Origin of the sequence: Radiobacillus sp. PE A8.2, from assembly GCF_045635475.1 — a bacterium.
Taxonomy (GTDB): Bacteria; Bacillota; Bacilli; order Bacillales; family Amphibacillaceae; genus JBJGXI01.
The window spans coordinates 42,064-60,791 of the sequence record NZ_JBJGXI010000004.1; the positions used below are offsets into that span (position 1 = coordinate 42,064).

An 18,728-nucleotide genomic window follows, 5' to 3' on the forward strand; every position below is an offset into this window, starting at 1 on the left:
AAAAGTGGATAAACCATCGCGCCGAAAAGAATTTGGGGACAAGTTCCAAGCTGATTATAATATCTATGATTTCTTAACAGGATACACTTTTAAAGAAATAAAACGAATTTCTATTAAGTCATTTATTAAAGATCTAAACAACGTCCTCTAAGTTATTTATAGAAGCGTAAAATAATAAGAGAAAGGAAGATAGTATGACTAAAGGAAAGAAACGAGTTATCATGTTAATTGGGTTGTTAGTATTTAGTTTACTACAAATAAAAACAGTAAATGCTCATTCAGTATTAGAAATAGCGACACCAAAAGATGGAGCACAGTTGGAAAGTCCTATTACAAATATAGAGCTATCCTTCAACACAAAAGTTGAAAATGGAAGTACGCTTTATGTGGTTAAAAATAATGAAACAAAAATTCAACCAAACTCTGTTAAGATAAATGATAACACGATGGTTGGTGTTTTTAATGAGTTGGACGCAGGTATATATCAGGTGAAATGGAAAATTCTTGGTGCAGACGGACATATCATTGATGGGGAGTACTCATTTACTATAGCAGCCCAGGATGACGATGAGCAAACAGAAAATGCTGGAGATAAAAACAAAGAAGAGCAAACAGAGAACACGACTCCAACAGATCCTACTGAGACACAAGAAACAGTGGATGAAGGAAAACAAACAAATGAGGAAAGCTTGGACCAAAGCACACAGGAGGATGTGGACACTGCTAGTGATAACGCTGTGACTAAGGATACAAAAGATGAGGGGGAATCTTCATTTCTTGTATACGGAATAATAATCATATTTTCTATATTAGTAGTGGCACTCTTTTTATGGCTATTATTTGCTAAGAGTAAAAAATAAAAGGATGATTATATAATGATGATGTTTATAGTTTCTTTAACGGAATTAATACTATATATATGCTTCTCCGTGATTGTTGGAACGAGTATACTATTGCTTATTCCTGATAACAAAAAACCCCCATTAAAGATAAATAAGAAGTTACTTTATACCGCAGTAGGTTTGATTCCATTGACTGCATTATTACCAGTTATTAGTACCGCGGAAATTCTAAACGGTGATCAGAATTTTTTGTTTATATTTAAAAGTATATTACTAACATTTGAGGTAGGGAAATCTTGGCTATTTATTTTAGTTATTACAACTATACTTATACGTGTTTTAATTACTAAAAGCTTTGCATCAGATAAACGGCTTATTGGACTTGCTTTATTCCTTACATTGTTAATGTTACTAGGTTATACAAAATCAAGCCATGCAGCAACTATTACGGAATGGCAAGGTTTTCTTTTCCATTCTCTTCACTTTTTGGCTGTTACGGTGTGGATTGGAATACTATTTGTGGTGAGTTGGTTTGCGGTCAGTAAAGAAAATTGGATGCCATTTTTAAAGTGGTTTACACCGACATCAATAGTATGCTTAGTGGTAACAATTGTTGCAGGTTACTTTACTATGGGGATAGATATTAACTCTTATAATAATCCCGATGCGTCTATTCTCCAAGAGTATCAAAATAGTCTCGTTGTTAATTATGGACAAGCATTATTATTTAAACATATATTTATCATTTCACTTATTATATTTGCAGTGATCAATGGTATTCTTTTTAGAAAGAAGTATAATCAGGAATCCTTCAACCCGCTGAAATGGGCAAGACTAGAAAGTATTTATGCCTTTGTAGTATTTGGATTAACCGCATTTATGGGGCAGTCATGGCCACCTCATCAATTGTATAGCTTAATAAAAGCTTATGGTGCATCGCCAATTTTTACTACAATATATGATGGAGAATTTATAAGTACAATTCAAAACGCAGAGAAAACAGGTATTTATAATGTAATGATTTCTTTTGGTTTAGAGAGTTACTTACTATTTTTAATCGGTGTTCTATTTATGATTATTACAATTCTGGCAGCAGTAAAAAGACATTCTGTTTTTGTATCTTCCATCTCTTCTCTGTTAATGGTATTAACTGTATATTTTGGTATTATGTTAGGGATTCAATAGATTGATTATCATGGTTGGTTTAGAATGACAGTCTAGTATTATTGTTGGATGGGGGGCAAATGATGCATAATAATAACATAAAAAACAATCCACTGTTTGTTTTAGGATCGATATTATTTGGTATAAAGACATATATAATTTATAGATTTCTGTTTGATATTGAATTAGACAACTTCATGCAGGAACTAATACTACTGATAAATCCATTTGTATCTTCATTTTTGTTTTTTTCCTTGAGCGTTTGGTATAAAAAGCATTCACAACAAATGAAGTTCATAAGATATTCTTCATTAATTGGAACAATTATTTTATATATCAATCTTGTTTTTTATCGTTCGTTCACTGATTTTATTACAATCCCTCAGTTGTTTCAGCTCGATAATATGGGAGATTTAGGTTCTAGCATATTTTCGTTGATCCGATTGTACGATTTAATTCTAATTGTAGATGTTGTTGTTATCTGGTATTTAAGTGGTAAAAAACAACATACGATGTCAGTTGATTATTCTAAGCGTAAAAAAAGAATGACCTTAGCACTATCACTTTTATTATTAATAGGTAACTTCATTTTAGCTGAAATAGAGAGACCACAGCTTTTTACTAGAGCATTTGATCGTGAATACCTTGTCAAGAATATTGGTTTATTCAATTATCATATTTACGATCTTGCATTAAATACTAAAGTCAAAACACAGCGTGTGTTTGCGGATGATAATCAACTTACAGAAATAAAAGAATATGTGAATAATAAGCAAAGTGATGTACAGTCAGAACTATTTGGGTTAGCAAAAGGAAAGAACCTCATTTTTATTTCGGCGGAATCTCTGCAGAATTTTGTGATTAATAACAAGGTCAATGGTAAGGAGATAACGCCATTTTTAAATAGTTTAGTAGAAGATGAGGATACATTTTACTTTAATAACTTTTATCACCAAGCGATGCAGGGGAAAACATCAGATTCAGAATTCTTAGCAGAAAATTCACTATATCCTTTGCCAAGAGGTGCAGCATTTTTTACACATAGTCAAAACGAATATAATGCACTACCAGAAATTTTAAAAGAAAAAGCTAATTATTCTTCTGCTGTATTTCATGCGAACAACAAAAGTTTTTGGAACAGAGATGAAATGTATAAAAGCTTAGGTTACGACCGTTATTATGGTGAACAAGCATTTCAAATAACTGAAGAAAACTCTATAGGTTGGGGACTAAAAGATAAGCCGTTTTTTGAACAATCTATTAAATACTTGCAGTCAAAAAGTCAACCATTTTATACGAAATTCATAACTTTAACCAATCATTTTCCTTATGAATTGAATGAAGAAGATCGGTCAATAGAGCCTTATGATTCTAATTCACAAACGCTTAATAATTACTTTCCAACAGTAAGATACACTGATGAAGCAATTGAACAATTCTTTGCACAATTAAAAGATGCGGGTCTATATGAGAATTCTATCATTGTTATCATGGGTGATCATTATGGAATTAGTGAAAATCATAATAAAGCAATGAGTCAGTATCTAGGTAAAGATCAAATTACGCCGTATGATCATGTACAATTACAACGCGTTCCTTTGTTTATTCATGTTCCGGGAAGTGGAAAAGGTGAAGTCATCTCTAGAGTTGCGGGACAAATAGATATTAAACCAACTTTGCTGAGTCTAATGGGAATCAAAAATGAAAGAGATATTTATTTTGGAAACAACCTGTTCATCAATGACCGAAAAGGATTCGTTGCATTAAGAAATGGTGATTTCATAAGTGAGAATTATTTATATACAGAGGGTGTTTGTTACGATCGTCAATCTGGAGAAACAATAGTGGATAAAAATGATCTAGACAATGAAACAGAAAATCCATGTGGCCCTATACAAGAGAAAATACTAAAAGAACTTAGCTATTCTGATGAAATTGTCTATGGTGATTTGTTTAGGTATGCTAATTTCATGAAATAGAATGACAAATAGAATGAGGGAATTGTTTCCTCATTCTATTTTATTTGTTTTATTTTACTTGCATGAATTGGGATGCTATATTATAGCTATGTTTTTTTGCAACTTATGTTTTATAGTAAATGTATCTTCTTAGCTTCAAATCGCAAATGTTATGATTTTTTGGGTTTCATGATTAACATAATACTGATAAGAAGAGAAAAGGCAGTAAATGCTAAAAATGGTATAGTAATAAAACCAAGCCAATTAATATATTCAGCGCTACATGGGACACCATTTGCACATGGCTTTATCTCGGCAAAACCAGGAATTTTCTGTTCCATATAATGAAAAAGGGAAATAGTCCAACCAATTGAAGCGAGAGGTAACACATATTTTTTAACAGCCAAATCATTTTGAAACGTAGCTATTCCAAGGATTAATGATAAGGGATACATCAATATACGTTGATACCAACAAAGTTCACAAGGAACGAAACCACGTATTTCACTAAAATACAAACTACCTAAAGTAGCAATAACGGAAACAATCCATGCCAAATAGAGTAAAGACTGGTTTTTGTTATTAGTCATATTACTACTTACCTTCCAGTGCTTGATCTATAGCTTTTTTTATTGCTTCATAATCAAATGGTTTTTCAATTATTATGTTATTGACCATAATAGTTGGGGTTTGTTTGACATTAAACGCATTAACTAATGTTGTATCTTTGTTAACTTCTTCAAGTTCTGATTGGTTATTTAAAGCAGATTTCAATTGTTCTGAATCAATATTAGGAATAGTTTCTGCTACTTCAAGTAGCTTCTCATTTGTAATCCATGAACTATCATGATCTTCACTCGGCTGTTCTTTGAAAAGCGCTTTATGGAATTCCCAATAAGCATCTGGGTTTAGTTTATAAACAGATTCAGCTGCAAGAGAAGCAAGATTTGATTCTTGTCCGTGAAATAATACATTTATATAGGAAAATTTCACCTTGCCTGTATCCACATAATCACTTACGAGTTGAGGGAAAATACTTTCTCCCCAAGCTTTACATGCAGGACATTTAAAATCTCCGAACTCTACTACGGATACAGGTGCGTCTGCATCACCTAATGTTGGTTGCCCATCAATGGAGGGCTGTTCTTCAATTTCCTCGATTCCATTAGATTCTGATTTATTGTTATTTATTACAACCAATGTAATTATCAATGCAATAATGATTACAGTGAAAATAACAATAGATCTAAATGGCGAGCTTTTACTTTGCATTTCAACACCTCTTTATATTCTAATTTTAGTGTGTGAATCATCCAACTTATTATTAATAGATTTAAATGGGGAGGTAGTTTGACAGATATATTAGATATTGCTAATGTGATGATAACAAAACAACTTAGACATGTCTATGTTAAATCCACTTTAATGTTTGCGTCATATAATAGAGCTTATATGTTTTATAAAAACCTGAGTCTCTTTTCAAAGAGACTCAGGTTAAGTGATAATTAATAAAATCGATAATGAAGCTAACACAAAAATATCGCAATACCGAAGAAGCTAAACATGGGGATGTGGCATCATCGCCGTCCTCCTAGATGGTATGCGAATGGCGGCTACTTTTAATATAATTTTTGATAAAAAAACACCCCAATTGCTACTCATCCTAACAATTGGCGGTGTTTAATATACTCAATAATAATCTCATTTACAAATAGACTGCAAATGATACTTTAACGTGTGAATCATTTTCTCATAGGTAAACAACTTAGGGTGCAACAAATGATGTAAGGCCATTCCGTCGACTAAGGTATGTAATCGATCAATCTCCGTGTCAAAATCAAGACCATGCTTCGTAAGGTGGTAAGATTCTAAGGTACCGATGATATTAGCAAAACCATCATGCATCTCGCTGTATACTTTTTCACTTGTAGCTTTTAACTTCGAATCAACGAGGGTTTTTGCAGAAAATACAAACCACACCTCCATTTCTATCCTTCTATCTTCGTCTATTGGCAACAATTCAGATACTGCTAGTGTTACCATTTCTAATGGAGCACCTTGATAATTTGTGTTTTCTATACGCTGCTTCACGCGTTCGGAAACGAGATTCATCGAGTAAAGTAACAATTCGGATTGCGTGGAAAAGTAGTGGCGCAACGAACCGACTGACAATCCAGCAGTCTTTGCAATCTTACGTACACTGGCGTGCTCTAATCCTTCTTCAACAATTACTTTCCATGTAGCTTCTGCGATTTGAATTTTTCGTTTTTCTTGATCAATTAATTTTGGCATAAATATATTTTAACACACTTGTACTAAATAAATAAATTTGTTACTATTTAATACAGTTGTATTACATAAGGGGAGTGCTATTGTGATTGGTTGGTTGATTGTAGCGTGTGAGATTGGTTTTTGGATTTTTGTTATAGCAGGTTTGGTAGCTAGATATATTTTAAAAAGGAAAAAGCTCGGTGCTTTTTTACTTATTTGTACACCAATTGTGGATATTATCTTGCTAATTGCAACTGTGATTGACTTGAAAAATGGCGCTGTTGCATCCACTGTCCATGCAATAGCAGCCATTTATATCGGTGTAAGTGTAGCTTTTGGGCATCAAATGATTAAGTGGGCGGATAAGCGTTTTGCGTATAGATTTGCTAATGGCGAAAAGCCGGAAAAGAGGAAAAAGTATGGCAAGGAATACGCGAAACTGGAACGGCAGGGATGGTATCGTCATGTGTTGGCTTGGGTTATTGGTGGAGCTATATTAGTCGCAATCGTACTATATATCGATGATGCTTCACAGACAGAAGTATTGCTACGAACATTACAAACATGGACGGTTATCTTAGTAATAGATTGCATAATTAGTTTTAGTTATACTTTATTTCCTAGAAAAAGTGCTTCCTAATTCATTGCTTTTATCATTGTCTAGACCTCACTATTTATCCACCCAGTGACTAGGAGAGGTCTATCGCAATCACCTATCAACTATAAGTGTATAATAATCCCGCAAAAACAAATCGATCCTCATACTTTTGTACACCGATTCCTTTTCTATAACTATGTCATAAACACCGAAATCTACTTTATCTATATCAATTAATAAAGCTGCACCAGTACTATTTTCAGCTTCGAAGGATGGAATTTTTTCGTACGTGTATTCATCATCTTGTTGGACAATCATGGATGGTAAAATGTATCTATTGCCGTATTTATCTTTTGAAAATTCAGGTGTGATTTCTAGTCGCAGTACAATGTTATCTTCTAATTCTTCCATCGTCTTATAACTTACTAGTGTAGAATCAAGGTAAAAAGTGTGCTCCTCGGATAGATTAATTGTTTCCTTTTCTTCTAGGGTTTGAAGTTCCTCGCTTGTAATAGATTCAAATGGGACAAACGGCTGCTCATTCCACTCAGGTCCGATATAATTGTAATCCTCACTCTTCATAACTTCTGAGAGATCTGTCACCATATAATCATACCAAAATATAACTAATAGTGCGGAAATGATACCTACGGAGAAAAAGATTATGTGCTTTTTCCTCATGGATTTCTCTCCCATCTTTGTATACTCCATTAAGTGTAACAAATAGGTAAAAAAGTGGCTACAGAACTGGATTTTCTATAAATGAATATAAATTCAATAATTCAGGTGAAACTTTTCCAACACTCATCCGTCATTAGGGAAAGTAATTTTAGATAAATAGAATAAATTCAACAATGTCGTGCTTTAATGGAAGGAGAGGTGGTTTGATGGATGAAGACTATAAAAAGCAAATACTGGAGTGGTACGAAATATATAGTGCACCTATTTACAGATATATTTTATTGATGATTGGTGATCATGAGCAAGCGAAGGATTTAACCCATGATACGTTCCTAAAGGCATATAGCAGTAATAGCGATTTTCAAGGCATGACAAGTGATAAGAATTGGTTGTATCGAATTGCACGGAATGTAGCGATTGATTATATGCGAAAAAGAAAGCCGATCCGATTTTTGGTAGAATCAATTGGATCTTTACCGTCACCTGATGGTTGTCCGGAGAGTATTATCCAACTAGTAGAAGATCAAACACAACTGTTTCGTTCTTTAAGAAAATTAAAACGCTCTTATCAAGAGGTTATTATTCTACGAAAGATTCAAGAGTTATCGATCCAAGAAACTGCAGAGGTGCTCAATTGGAAGGAAAGTAAAGTAAAAACGACATTGTTCAGAGCTTTATCAGCTTTAAAAAAGCAAATGGTAAAGGAGGGATATGAGCATGGAACAATTCAATGACAAGAATGAATTTGATCAAACGTTTGAATCATTCAGAACAATTGATTTTAAGGACGCTGATAAAGAAGAAGTTTATACCAAGCTGAAGGCAGGTATGGAGCTTTCCGAGAAGAAAAGTAGCTTTTTCAAATTATATAACAACATCTTAACCACTGCAGTTATAGCTATGGTGCTTTGTATAGGTGGATACTTCATAGTGACTGAGGTTATTTTTGAAAGTACAGAATCCGCCCCCAATCCATATGAAGCATTATTAGCAAAAGGAGAAGCTACCATGAATGTAGTTGTTATTATTCCTGATGACACTAATTCTTTTGGAGTACCAGAGTTTATTGAAGGAAATGCAGATCATCCAATCGGTATTAAAATGATGACTCACGAAACCTTTCGTAATGATTATCCTGAAATAACTATTGAAGAAGAAGTTCCTTATTATCTGTTTGTAGACACAAATGAGATTGTTTATGAAACTAGTGATTATAGTCAAGCTGCACAATTTTATGCAGATACTTTTCCTGAAAGTAAAGATGACAACATCACTACAATTGAAACAGTCTTAATGCAACAATTTGAAAATGCTGATCAAGAATTGATTGATCTTTTAGATGCACCAGAAAATAACACAATTATTGGGAAAGATGAACAGAAAACACCAAAGTCTCCAACAGGGTTGGAACAATATCTAGAAGGAAAATATAGTTCGTATTTCACAGCAGATATGTATAGCGAATATATAGTCAACTATGCGTTAGCTTATCAATTAGCTGCATTCGATAACAACTATCATTTGCAAGTTGATTTTATTGAAATTACAGAGGAGGAAGGAATCTTAGGTTCATACGATTTCACAGCTTACGTAATTTACAATAAAGAGAGAGACGAACAACAACGTGTACAAATAACTGGAAGAGCGGGTGTGAATAGTGAAGGGAAAATAAATCATATAAATTTCACTAGTGACGGTGGTTTGTTAGAAGTATTAAGTTCTGGAAGTTAGAGCTATTGACTAGTGATCGTCTACAATAGAGATGATTCTGTGGAATAGACTTGGTTGATTGTTAGAAGCTTATGATTTTGAATTGATAACAATTCTGTTGCGTGATACAAAGTTATACTAAATCATTTCTTCAGGATGAAAAGCTCGGCAGGATGTTTAATTTCTGTTTACTTTCACTATTATTACGCATAATTTTAGTTTTGTCTAAACGTGAAAAAGAGAAAACAATTGTTAAAGTTACTTAGAAAGTTCGTTTTCCATCTGTGTAAATTTCAATTTTAATAGGTAAAAGTATGTAGAAAAATAAAAAATGTAAAAATTGATTATTTTTAGAGTTGCTCCGTTGTTGATTAATTTTTTGCACACAAAAATCTTTCAAACAAAAGCAAGGCTATTTCTGGCTCTTAACCTTAAAGATACTCAACATCAAAACTTCAAATTGTGAAAAATAATGACCTTGTTGTAGTATGAATTGTTTTGTTTAGTATTTCTTTAGTTTAATTAATGGGTCCGCATTGTGGTCCATACTGTGGTCCATACTATGGTCCATGTTGCAGTCCGTACTGTGGTCCAATATGGACCACAGTACGGACCTGAAAGCTTGCTTTTTACATGAAAACTTAACAATCAAAAATCAAAAAAATCCACCATACAAAATTGTTTGGTGGATTTGGCTACCTTTTACGAAGCCACTTAATGAGGAGGGAAGCACAAGAACCGTCCCCCTGCTTCCCCTGAGCAACTGATTTGCCAAGTCTCAACATGCATATGATAAAATACAAATAACTAACAAGTAGAGGTGTTTTATATGAAAATAGAAGTATGGTCAGATTTTGTTTGTCCATTTTGTTATATTGGAAAACGACGTTTAGAAATGGCACTTGATGCGTTTCCTCATAAAGAAGATGTAGAAGTTGAATTTAAAAGCTTTGAGCTTGATCCAAATGCTCCAGCTTATACTGAGGTAGGCATTTATGAATCGTTAGCGAAAAAATTCGGTTCGAGTGAAGCGCAAGTACGTGAAATGAATAAAGGGTTGATTGCACAGGCAGCTGAGATCGGGCTAGAGTACAACTACGATAATATGCGTCCAACGAACACATTTGATGCCCACCGTCTAGCCAAATACGCGAATACAGTTGGAAAAGAAAGCGAACTTACAGAAAAACTGTTGCACGGATATTTTACCGACTCTAAGAATGTTGGGGATATCGATACATTAGTGCAAATTGCAGAAGCATCTGGAATTGACCGTGAGAAAGCATTAGAAGTGTTGAACGAAAAATCGGCGTATGCGAATGACGTTCGCGCAGATGTACAGATGGCGCAACAAATTGGCGTTAGTGGTGTTCCATTTTTTGTAGTAAACAGCAAGTATGCGATCTCTGGTGCCCAGCCAATTGAAACGTTTACTAGTGCTTTAGAAAAAGTCTGGCAAGAAGAAAATCCAAAGCCGCAGTTTGAGGATCTTTCCAGTGGTGATGACGGTGTTTGTACGGATGACAGTTGTGCTGTTCCGTCTAAAGATGATAAATAATATGATGACTTGATTATAGACAGCTCTTTATGAAGTGGATATATTAGGTCGTAATCAAAAGAGTTCCTTAATTAATTTTGAAGAAGTTAAGTGTTCGTTTGTGAGAACATCTTTACTGATTAATTAGGGATCTTCTTTTTTGTTTAAAGGAACTTTCTAACGTTTGATCGTTTTCGCCATCTGTCTGCCATTTGCGCAGTCTATTTAGTTGATTCGCTAGTTTCGAATTACGAATACTAAAAAGTAAGCGAATATTCTGAAACATCTATCTGAAGAACCATTTCCTTGCTTCCACATCCAAAGCATAATAACAAATCCAACGGCCAAAATTTGATATAATGAAGAGTAAGTCGCAATATCAGCACAAGTTTTATAACAGTTTCTTAGGGAATATAAAAATAATCTGTAACAGAAAAGTGCTTATAAGTGCGGAGTTACGTTTCTAAATTATTTGCAACTGGATACACTAACTACTACATTGGAACTATTGAGAAAGGGTAGATCATTGCATGTCTGATAAATTGGATTTATCAAGCTTTGAAAAAAAGCTAGAAGTACGAAATATACAAATGGAAGACATTGACCAGATTTTAGAGATGCAAAAGGTCTGTTTTCCTAACATGGAGCCGTGGAAGCGGAAGCATTTGGAAAGTCACTTGACTATTTTTCCGGAAGGGCAATTTTGTGTGGAGTATGACGGCAAAATTATTGGTAGTTGCTCTGCCTTAATTGTTAACTTTGATGAATATGATGATAAGCATACATGGGATGATATTACCGATGAAGGATATATCACCAATCATAATCCAGAAGGCTATAATTTGTACGGCATCGAAGTCATGGTTAATCCCGAGTTTCGTGGAATGAAGATTGGGAAGCGTTTATACGAAGCGCGTAAGGATTTGGCAAGAGAGCTAAATTTAAAAAGTATTATCATTGGTGGACGAATTCCTAATTATCATAAATATGAAAGTGAACTAACGCCTCGGGAATACGTGGAAGAGGTTAGCAGTCAAAACATTCATGATCCAGTGTTAACGTTCCAAATTATGAATGGATTTACCGTGATGCGTATTAACCCTGGGTATTTGCCAGATGATCGGCAATCATTAAAATATGCGACGTTAATGGAATGGAATAACATTGATTATCGTGCGAAGTCTAAGCGTCATTTCAAAACAGCTTATCCAGTACGAATAACAGTTATTCAATATATGATGAAGAACATTGACTCGTTCGAGGAATTTGCTAAACAAGTAGAATATTATGTTGATGTTGCTTATGATTTCGGATCGGATTTTGCGGTGTTTCCAGAAATATTTACGACACAGCTAATGTCATTTTTGGAAGAAAAGGTGCCTTCAAAATCCATTCGTAAACTAGCGGAATATACGGAAGATTATATTGAACTATTTACGAAGCTAGCAGTTAGCTATAATGTGAATATCATTGGTGGTTCACACTTTGTCGAGGAAGATGACCATATTTATAATATTTCCTACTTATTCCGCCGAGACGGGACGATTGAAAAGCAATATAAAATCCATGTAACGCCGAATGAGCGGAAATGGTGGGGCATCCAGCCTGGAGATACGGTGAAAGTATTTGATACCGATTGTGGTAAAATTGCGATTCAAATTTGTTATGATATCCAGTTCCCTGAGCTTGCCAGATATGCGGTTGATCAAGGTGCTAATATCATATTTGTTCCGTTCTGTACCGATGATCGTCAAGGCTACTTACGTGTGCGCTACTGTGCACAAGCACGTGCGGTGGAAAATCAAGTATACACCGTTATCGCTGGAACAGTTGGTAACTTAACACAAGTGGAAAACATGGATATTCAATACGCACAATCAGGTATTTTCACGCCATCAGATTTCGAATTTGCTAGAGATGGAATCGTGGGCGAGTGTCACCCGAACATTGAAACCGTCGTTGTCGGTGATGTTGATCTTGAAATATTAAGACGTCAACGGAAATCTGGTACGGTCAGACAATTACGTGACAGACGTAGAGATCTATTCGAGGTAAAATATAATAACCTCGATACAGAAGTAAAGCCAATAAAGCATTAGGAAGATTATGAAAAGAACCTCAAGCATGGTGATATAACATGTTGAGGTCTTTCTTTTTGGCTTTTTTTAAAATTATTTTTTTTGCGTAAAATAGCTAGCATGCGAGGTAACATCGTGCTAAACAGACGCTGTAGAGAAGGCATGTACTGCGGTCGATGAGTCGATGACGGCCACCAGTGCGCTTATCTGTGACAAATGAGGCATTATTAGAATTGTGCGGCCACCAGCGCACTTATTTGGGTGAATTTGTTATTTCAACGAGTTGATATCGGTAAATAAGTGCTGTGGTGGCCGTCAAATCATCGAAATTGAAAATTCAAGCGAAATAAGCGCTTATATGGCCGCTCAATCCGGTTTGCTCCTCTGCTGTTGGTATAGCTAGAAGTGTGAGCAGAAACCAAGAGCAATACGTTACGACGGATCACTTCCAATATGTAATAAAAAGCACAAACTTTACGAAAAGATCTTTCTTTTAAAAAATGTGCATCTCAGCACTTCTTATTGCCATGATTAGCAATACGAGATTACGAACAGTTGCTGGCGTTGTCCTTAAAAAAATCCTTCAACCAAACGAAATTGGTTGAAGGATTTGGATATCTATTCTTCCTCGTCTTCATCTAAAATGGCGTTGAAGGCTTCTGATACTTTATCAAATTCCTCATCTGATTCGACTGCGGCTAATTCATTATTCTCGTCGATTTTAAGAAAAAAGACATCAATATCAGCGTCTTCATTTTCTTCACTTAAATCTTCCAAAAAACTTACAGCCACATAATCAGTTCCTTCTATTGTAAGCTTAGCTAGAACTTCAACAGGCTGTTCAGCTTCTGTGTCATCACTTATTGAAAACACTTCTCCAACCTCAATTTTATCTACTTCCATCTTCTTGCCCCTCCTCTTGTTTTAACATCCAAAATTTAGTTTTTGTTTAAAATAGCAAAATCATACAGATTGAGTGATTATTTTCGTTTCAATGCATGACACCACTAGTATAGCTGAGAATTAGTGCAAATTCGAACATTTAGAAGTCTCTGTAAGTAAAAAGAAATAACTTTGTAAAATCATTGACGGTTTCAAATTGCTAAATATGAACGCATGTATGGAACGTGTGTTCGTTTGTGTGTTATAATCTATTAAGGTAATGTTCTTTTAGGGTCAGGTTGGCTAACCTCGTTGAAAAGGGGGGATGCCTATGGGTATGTATGAGAGTTTGATGGTACTGATTGGTTTTGGTACTTTCTTGATTGCATTGCTCGCATTGATTGTAACTTTGATCAATAGAAAATAGACCTCCCTATTAGCCCGCAAAGTTTCTAGGTGAGGTCTACTGCAAAAGCGATAGCCGATCCCTCTGGGGGAACCGCTTATCTGTAGACCACAGTTGATGCTGTGGTCTGTTTAGTATTATTCATATAGTAACTAAATTATACCATAGAATGTCTATTATAGAAAACAGTACGGGAGGGGTGTTTGAGTCCGCAAATCATTAGTTATTCGACGGGATATTTTGTTATGATAATTAGGATGTGGACAATGAGGAGGCGTGGTCATGACTGAACATCAAATATTGCTAGAAAATTTTAGCCAAAAACACCTAAATCATGGTTTACAATGGTTGAATGAGCCAACAGCGTGGAACCTTAATTCCGAAAGCCGAAGTTTAATTTTAAAAACGGATGCGCAAACAGATTTTTGGCAAAAAACACACTATGATTTTCAAGCTGATAATGGACATTTTTTATATTATAACTTGCATGGGGATTTTAGGTTAACGACAAAGGTGAAATCAAAACCCATTCATAGATACGACCAAGCTGGATTAATGGTTCGGTTCTCGAGTGAGACATGGTTAAAGACGTCCGTCGAACATATTCCTGATGGCAATAGTAAATTGGGGGTTGTTGTAACAAATCAAGGTTATTCGGACTGGTCAAGCCAGCAATTTGTGATAGAAGAAAGTTTCTTGTTTTACCGCATTACAAGAAGAGATGACAATTTTTACGTTGATTACTCGTTAGATAGTATCTCATGGAGTCAAATCAGAATAACCCATCTATCGGAAGAAACAAACGATATGCAGGTTGGTATCTATGCATGCAGTCCACAGGGAGAGGGATATGAAGCGGAGTTTGCGTATATTAAAATCGAATCTATAGATGACACAACTGAAGTTTATTAATTAAAGGACCAGATAGAGGATCTGTCAAGCTAGTATATCTATGATAAAATTATGCTAAGTGGATTGCTAAGCAATATACATGCTATTATAGAAGTGAAAAAATTGCAGGTAAGTAGGTGATTGATATGTTTAATATGGCCTTGCCTATAACGATCATTGTTATTATCTCGATTGTTGCCTTAGTATTAACTTTAGCATTAGCTGGCAAAAGTGATGACGATTATGACAAAAGTTCAAAGAAGAATGTGACACAGCTATCATTAATTTATGTTGTGGCGATATTGGGATCTATAGTTGCATTAATTATATTTATCTATTTCTTTACTTAACACACCGGAGCATCACAAGCTTAGGAGGGTAACAATATGAAAATAAATACATTTCTTTTGCTAATTATTGTGATGATGCAGCTTTCCATGCTCATTAATATTACCGTTTTCGAAGGACAGTGGAACGGAATTGTTTTAGCTTTACATACGGTCTTGTTTATTCTTGCATTTGCAATGTACGTGGATGGTAAAAAAGAAAAGAAATGAGATGTTGTGTAAGACTGCATATAAATTTCCTTCTCAAAGATAGGTCCAATATTTCGAAGCCGCCTCGATCGATTACGTCCCTGAGAGAAGGGAATAGACTCTTCGTTTTTCTTCCTTGATCTTCATTGTGAAATCCCCTAAATCTATTATTAAGATTCAGAAAAATTATAATTTTTATAAACAACTTTATATGTTCATATGCTATTCTTTTTATGAATACTCACAAATTAAAATCCTGAGGAGATTTCAAAATGAAAAAATCACATAAAAGAGTAGTGTATATTTTAATAGCTTGCATCGCGATCGTTTGCTTTTGTCTTTTCCAAAACAATGCATTAGTAACAACAACGTACAATTATCGTTCTGATGAGGTTCCACAAGCTTTTGATGGATACAAGATTGTTCAATTGTCCGACCTCCATAATAAAGCCTTTGGCAAGAATCAAAGTCGTCTAGTGAAAAGAGTTGAAAAGCAAACTCCTGATCTGATTGTGGTAACGGGTGATTTGATAGATTCGGAAAAATATAATGAGAGAATTGCTCTTGAGTTGATGGAAAAGCTAGTGGACATTGCTCCAGTATATTTTGTCACTGGTAATCATGAATGGTGGTCAGGGAAATATGAAACATTAGAAATGAAGTTAAAAGACATGGGTGTAAACGTTCTGCGCAATGAGGTTGAGGAGTTAAGCATTGGTACAGATAAGGTACAACTCATTGGGATTGATGATCCAGCAATCCCAGGTGAATCGTATGATGAACATGCTGTCGCAGAAGAAGCGATCAAAGCATCGATGGAAACTGTGGAACAAGAAGCAGATTTCACGATTTTATTATCACATCGCCCAGAACTGATTTCCTTGTATGCTGACTATAATATGGATGTAGTTTTCTCAGGACATGCCCACGGTGGTCAGTTTAGAATTCCGTTTGTTGGTGGTGTAGTCGCGCCTAACCAAGGACTTTTCCCAACCTATACTGCAGGTCAACATAAGATGGGCCAAACAACGATGATTGTAAATAGGGGGCTTGGAAATAGTATCATTCCATTACGAATATTCAATCGTCCCGAGATTGTTGTTTTGACATTGGAGTCTGGTAGTAGTTAGAACAACAAGGTTCGCTAGGATATTATCATTACTCGCTCTCATCGCAGGTCTATTCTCCGTAATTCCAAAGTAAAATAAGGAAGAATTATACGGAGGTATAATATCCAACCGGTAACAATCGTGGTTTAATTAAGTTAGTGTTGTTTGGCCATGCCGTATCTTCTTTACGTTTGGCATTTTACTTATAGAAATGGAGAGGGAAAAATGAATAATCACGAGATTGATTACAAGCTTTATGGAGATGACATGCAGTTTGTTGAGGTGGAGCTCGATCCGGATGAGACGGTAATTGCAGAAGCGGGAAGCTTAATGATGATGGATGAGAACATTCGCATGGAGACGATCTTTGGTGATGGTACTGCGCAAAAAGGCGGGTTAATGGGTAAGTTGATTGGTGCGGGAAAACGGGTAATTACTGGCGAGAGTCTATTCATGACGACATTCACAAACGAAGGAAGCGGCAAAAAACATGTTTCTTTTGCTTCTCCATATCCAGGCAAAATTATTCCAATGGATTTAAGTGAGTTGGACGGGAAGTTAGTCTGTCAGAAGGATGCATTTCTGGCAGCGGCAAAAGGAGTTGCCGTTGGTGTTGAATTCCAGAAAAAAGTTGGCACAGGTTTCTTTGGTGGAGAAGGCTTTATCATGCAAAAGCTAGAAGGTGACGGAATGGCATTCATTCACGCTGGGGGAACGATGCATAAGCGAGTACTCGAGCCTGGTGAAACACTCAAAGTTGATACAGGGTGTCTGGTCGCTTTGACAAAAGATGTTGACTATAATGTAGATTTCGTTGGCGGTGTTAAAACCGCTATGTTTGGTGGAGAAGGTCTGTTTTTTGCTACGTTAAGAGGCCCAGGAACAGTTTGGGTTCAATCTCTACCATTTAGCCGCTTGGCAAGCCGTGTCTTTGCAGCAGCTCCTCAAGGTGGAGGTAGAGACAAAGGGGAAGGCAGTATTGCTGGAGGGTTGTTTGATATATTAGGTGGAGATAGAAGATAAATTTCTGCTGTTAAAACTATGAACCTAACTAGAATAAAGGATATCCGATCACTAATAAGTAGTTCCGTTTCGGTGGAGAAACATTTAAAACAGACCAAATCGCATATGATTTGGTCTGTTGTTTTTTTCTTATATATCAATGTTTACTGGATATTTTATTGGTCTTTGCTTCACTCACATACATCATATTAGGAAATATAAAAGACAAATTAATTAGCTATAAAAGAGGTTTTATTTGGACACTGTTATTATGTACAATAATTTTCATAGGCTATAAGTTCGCTTTATCTATTTTTGAGAATTCAAGACCCCATAAATATTATATCTCAATTGTTCAAGGAGACGGGGAAACTATACAAATTTTCAAGGATTTAGAAGAAGCTTATCCAGATAAAATCATACATGTTGAATCTTTAAAGATTTTTAAAAAATTAGTTCATTTATGACTAATGAAAGTGATATAAATGAATACCCATTTATAATTATCCATGTTTATAAAAGTGCTAAAAACAGGATATATCGGCTTGGAAACAACTATTATAGAAAAAGCAATTTCTTACTTAGAGAATTGTTTAGAATAATTCGTTTTATTAAACAAACGGGAGGAAATCTGGAACAGGTAAATTATCAATTTCTAACTGTGATTAGATAATATTATGATATAATATAAATAATTATTTGAAGAGGTGATTTAATGGATAATGACCAGTTGCTTAGAATCATCTTAGAACGATTTGATAAAGTGGACTTGCAGTTCAAAGACGTATTAAACAGACTTGATAGTATAGAGAAAAGTCAGCAGGATGATGTTAAAGGAACATTACATTTAATATCTAAGAAGGTTGACAATATATTGTATGATGTTGATTATTTAAGTGAGAAAACTGGTAAACATGATACGAAAATAAATAATCTTGAGAAGAGAATCCAGTCTTAATGGAGAGGTTGGATTTTTTTCTAATATAGTTTGTGAATAGTTACACATAAAATGACGAATACTTTAGTTGGGTAAGAAAATAAAAAAAGAACGCTTGGGATATTT

20 protein-coding genes are annotated in these 18,728 nt (G+C 35.0%); 15 read left to right on the plus strand and 5 right to left on the minus strand.

Features of this window, described 5'->3' with window-relative positions:
- Window positions 1-194 precede the first annotated feature (194 nt).
- The 3 genes from ACI6MV_RS03380 to ACI6MV_RS03390 all read left to right on the plus strand — a co-directional run bounded on the left by ACI6MV_RS03380 (window position 195) and on the right by ACI6MV_RS03390 (window position 3,985).
- Window positions 195-860, plus strand: a complete 666-nt coding sequence (locus ACI6MV_RS03380; RefSeq protein WP_407268515.1) for a copper resistance CopC family protein — start codon at window positions 195-197, stop codon at window positions 858-860.
- Between the two features lie 15 nt (window positions 861-875).
- The gene (locus ACI6MV_RS03385) at window positions 876-2,027 is read left to right on the plus strand and encodes a copper resistance D family protein (protein ID WP_407268516.1); all 1,152 of its coding nucleotides are present in this window, start codon (window positions 876-878) and stop codon (window positions 2,025-2,027) included.
- A 62-nt stretch (window positions 2,028-2,089) separates the two neighbouring features.
- Window positions 2,090-3,985, plus strand: coding sequence for an LTA synthase family protein (locus tag ACI6MV_RS03390; RefSeq protein WP_407268518.1), 1,896 nt, complete (start codon window positions 2,090-2,092; stop codon window positions 3,983-3,985).
- 149 nt (window positions 3,986-4,134) lie between these two features.
- Here ACI6MV_RS03390 and ACI6MV_RS03395 read toward each other — a convergent pair whose 3' ends face one another.
- From ACI6MV_RS03395 to ACI6MV_RS03405, 3 genes are all read right to left on the minus strand, one after another.
- Window positions 4,135-4,554, minus strand: coding sequence for a disulfide oxidoreductase (locus ACI6MV_RS03395; RefSeq protein ID WP_407268519.1), 420 nt, complete (start codon window positions 4,552-4,554; stop codon window positions 4,135-4,137).
- Window positions 4,555-4,558: 4 nt separating this feature from the next.
- A complete protein-coding gene (locus ACI6MV_RS03400; RefSeq protein WP_407268520.1) occupies window positions 4,559-5,236 on the minus strand; it encodes a DsbA family protein in 678 nt (225 codons plus the stop codon).
- 429 nt (window positions 5,237-5,665) lie between these two features.
- Window positions 5,666-6,256, minus strand: a complete 591-nt coding sequence (locus tag ACI6MV_RS03405) for a TetR/AcrR family transcriptional regulator (protein WP_407268521.1) — start codon at window positions 6,254-6,256, stop codon at window positions 5,666-5,668.
- An 82-nt stretch (window positions 6,257-6,338) separates the two neighbouring features.
- Between ACI6MV_RS03405 and ACI6MV_RS03410 the strand changes: the two genes are divergently transcribed.
- Window positions 6,339-6,875, plus strand: coding sequence for a hypothetical protein (locus ACI6MV_RS03410; protein ID WP_407268522.1), 537 nt, complete (start codon window positions 6,339-6,341; stop codon window positions 6,873-6,875).
- Between the two features lie 69 nt (window positions 6,876-6,944).
- On the opposite strand, the gene ACI6MV_RS03415 is transcribed toward ACI6MV_RS03410, so the two are convergent.
- Entirely contained in the window at window positions 6,945-7,514 is a 570-nt protein-coding gene (locus tag ACI6MV_RS03415; RefSeq protein WP_407268524.1) for a hypothetical protein, read from the minus strand.
- Between the two features lie 206 nt (window positions 7,515-7,720).
- Between ACI6MV_RS03415 and ACI6MV_RS03420 the strand changes: the two genes are divergently transcribed.
- From ACI6MV_RS03420 to ACI6MV_RS03435, 4 genes are all read left to right on the plus strand, one after another.
- Entirely contained in the window at window positions 7,721-8,248 is a 528-nt protein-coding gene (locus ACI6MV_RS03420) for an RNA polymerase sigma factor (protein ID WP_407268526.1), read from the plus strand.
- Entirely contained in the window at window positions 8,232-9,245 is a 1,014-nt protein-coding gene (locus tag ACI6MV_RS03425) for a hypothetical protein (RefSeq protein ID WP_407268528.1), read from the plus strand. Before ACI6MV_RS03420 ends, ACI6MV_RS03425 begins: the two co-directional genes overlap by 17 nt.
- A gap of 808 nt (window positions 9,246-10,053) precedes the next feature.
- Window positions 10,054-10,782, plus strand: coding sequence for a DsbA family oxidoreductase (locus ACI6MV_RS03430; protein WP_407268530.1), 729 nt, complete (start codon window positions 10,054-10,056; stop codon window positions 10,780-10,782).
- 509 nt (window positions 10,783-11,291) lie between these two features.
- Complete coding sequence (locus tag ACI6MV_RS03435; RefSeq protein ID WP_407268532.1) at window positions 11,292-12,860, plus strand: GNAT family N-acetyltransferase; 1,569 nt, start codon at window positions 11,292-11,294, stop codon at window positions 12,858-12,860.
- A 597-nt stretch (window positions 12,861-13,457) separates the two neighbouring features.
- Here the strand turns inward: ACI6MV_RS03435 and ACI6MV_RS03440 are convergent.
- Complete coding sequence (locus ACI6MV_RS03440; RefSeq protein WP_407268534.1) at window positions 13,458-13,742, minus strand: DUF1292 domain-containing protein; 285 nt, start codon at window positions 13,740-13,742, stop codon at window positions 13,458-13,460.
- Window positions 13,743-14,052: 310 nt separating this feature from the next.
- On the opposite strand from ACI6MV_RS03440, the gene ACI6MV_RS03445 reads away from it, so the two are divergent.
- The 7 genes from ACI6MV_RS03445 to ACI6MV_RS03475 all read left to right on the plus strand — a co-directional run bounded on the left by ACI6MV_RS03445 (window position 14,053) and on the right by ACI6MV_RS03475 (window position 18,623).
- Window positions 14,053-14,148 carry a putative holin-like toxin gene (locus tag ACI6MV_RS03445; RefSeq protein ID WP_407268536.1) on the plus strand — a complete coding sequence of 32 codons (96 nt, stop codon included), beginning with the start codon at window positions 14,053-14,055 and terminating at the stop codon, window positions 14,146-14,148.
- A 261-nt stretch (window positions 14,149-14,409) separates the two neighbouring features.
- Window positions 14,410-15,039 carry a DUF1349 domain-containing protein gene (locus tag ACI6MV_RS03450; RefSeq protein WP_407268538.1) on the plus strand — a complete coding sequence of 210 codons (630 nt, stop codon included), beginning with the start codon at window positions 14,410-14,412 and terminating at the stop codon, window positions 15,037-15,039.
- Window positions 15,040-15,164: 125 nt separating this feature from the next.
- Window positions 15,165-15,368, plus strand: coding sequence for a hypothetical protein (locus ACI6MV_RS03455; RefSeq protein ID WP_407268540.1), 204 nt, complete (start codon window positions 15,165-15,167; stop codon window positions 15,366-15,368).
- A gap of 36 nt (window positions 15,369-15,404) precedes the next feature.
- Complete coding sequence (locus tag ACI6MV_RS03460) at window positions 15,405-15,575, plus strand: hypothetical protein (RefSeq protein ID WP_407268541.1); 171 nt, start codon at window positions 15,405-15,407, stop codon at window positions 15,573-15,575.
- Window positions 15,576-15,826: 251 nt separating this feature from the next.
- The gene (locus ACI6MV_RS03465; RefSeq protein WP_407268543.1) at window positions 15,827-16,684 is read left to right on the plus strand and encodes a metallophosphoesterase; all 858 of its coding nucleotides are present in this window, start codon (window positions 15,827-15,829) and stop codon (window positions 16,682-16,684) included.
- 204 nt (window positions 16,685-16,888) lie between these two features.
- Complete coding sequence (locus ACI6MV_RS03470; RefSeq protein ID WP_407268544.1) at window positions 16,889-17,686, plus strand: TIGR00266 family protein; 798 nt, start codon at window positions 16,889-16,891, stop codon at window positions 17,684-17,686.
- 694 nt (window positions 17,687-18,380) lie between these two features.
- Window positions 18,381-18,623 (plus strand): hypothetical protein, encoded by a 243-nt coding sequence (locus tag ACI6MV_RS03475; protein ID WP_407268545.1) that lies wholly within the window; start codon window positions 18,381-18,383, stop codon window positions 18,621-18,623.
- Window positions 18,624-18,728: the final 105 nt, after the last annotated feature.

Bases quoted from the DNA above. Each gene is read 5' to 3' on its own strand.
- ACI6MV_RS03380 (WP_407268515.1), top strand. From the start codon at position 195: ATGACTAAAGGAAAGAAACGAGTTATCATGTTAATTGGGTTGTTAGTA.
- ACI6MV_RS03385 (WP_407268516.1), top strand. From the start codon at position 876: ATGATGATGTTTATAGTTTCTTTAACGGAATTAATACTATATATATGC.
- ACI6MV_RS03390 (WP_407268518.1), top strand. From the start codon at position 2,090: ATGCATAATAATAACATAAAAAACAATCCACTGTTTGTTTTAGGATCG.
- ACI6MV_RS03395 (WP_407268519.1), bottom strand. From the start codon at position 4,554: ATGACTAATAACAAAAACCAGTCTTTACTCTATTTGGCATGGATTGTT.
- ACI6MV_RS03400 (WP_407268520.1), bottom strand. From the start codon at position 5,236: ATGCAAAGTAAAAGCTCGCCATTTAGATCTATTGTTATTTTCACTGTA.
- ACI6MV_RS03405 (WP_407268521.1), bottom strand. From the start codon at position 6,256: ATGCCAAAATTAATTGATCAAGAAAAACGAAAAATTCAAATCGCAGAA.
- ACI6MV_RS03415 (WP_407268524.1), bottom strand. From the start codon at position 7,514: ATGAGGAAAAAGCACATAATCTTTTTCTCCGTAGGTATCATTTCCGCA.
- ACI6MV_RS03420 (WP_407268526.1), top strand. From the start codon at position 7,721: ATGGATGAAGACTATAAAAAGCAAATACTGGAGTGGTACGAAATATAT.
- ACI6MV_RS03425 (WP_407268528.1), top strand. From the start codon at position 8,232: ATGGAACAATTCAATGACAAGAATGAATTTGATCAAACGTTTGAATCA.
- ACI6MV_RS03430 (WP_407268530.1), top strand. From the start codon at position 10,054: ATGAAAATAGAAGTATGGTCAGATTTTGTTTGTCCATTTTGTTATATT.
- ACI6MV_RS03435 (WP_407268532.1), top strand. From the start codon at position 11,292: ATGTCTGATAAATTGGATTTATCAAGCTTTGAAAAAAAGCTAGAAGTA.
- ACI6MV_RS03440 (WP_407268534.1), bottom strand. From the start codon at position 13,742: ATGGAAGTAGATAAAATTGAGGTTGGAGAAGTGTTTTCAATAAGTGAT.
- ACI6MV_RS03445 (WP_407268536.1), top strand. From the start codon at position 14,053: ATGGGTATGTATGAGAGTTTGATGGTACTGATTGGTTTTGGTACTTTC.
- ACI6MV_RS03450 (WP_407268538.1), top strand. From the start codon at position 14,410: ATGACTGAACATCAAATATTGCTAGAAAATTTTAGCCAAAAACACCTA.
- ACI6MV_RS03455 (WP_407268540.1), top strand. From the start codon at position 15,165: ATGTTTAATATGGCCTTGCCTATAACGATCATTGTTATTATCTCGATT.
- ACI6MV_RS03460 (WP_407268541.1), top strand. From the start codon at position 15,405: ATGAAAATAAATACATTTCTTTTGCTAATTATTGTGATGATGCAGCTT.
- ACI6MV_RS03465 (WP_407268543.1), top strand. From the start codon at position 15,827: ATGAAAAAATCACATAAAAGAGTAGTGTATATTTTAATAGCTTGCATC.
- ACI6MV_RS03470 (WP_407268544.1), top strand. From the start codon at position 16,889: ATGAATAATCACGAGATTGATTACAAGCTTTATGGAGATGACATGCAG.
- ACI6MV_RS03475 (WP_407268545.1), top strand. From the start codon at position 18,381: ATGGATAATGACCAGTTGCTTAGAATCATCTTAGAACGATTTGATAAA.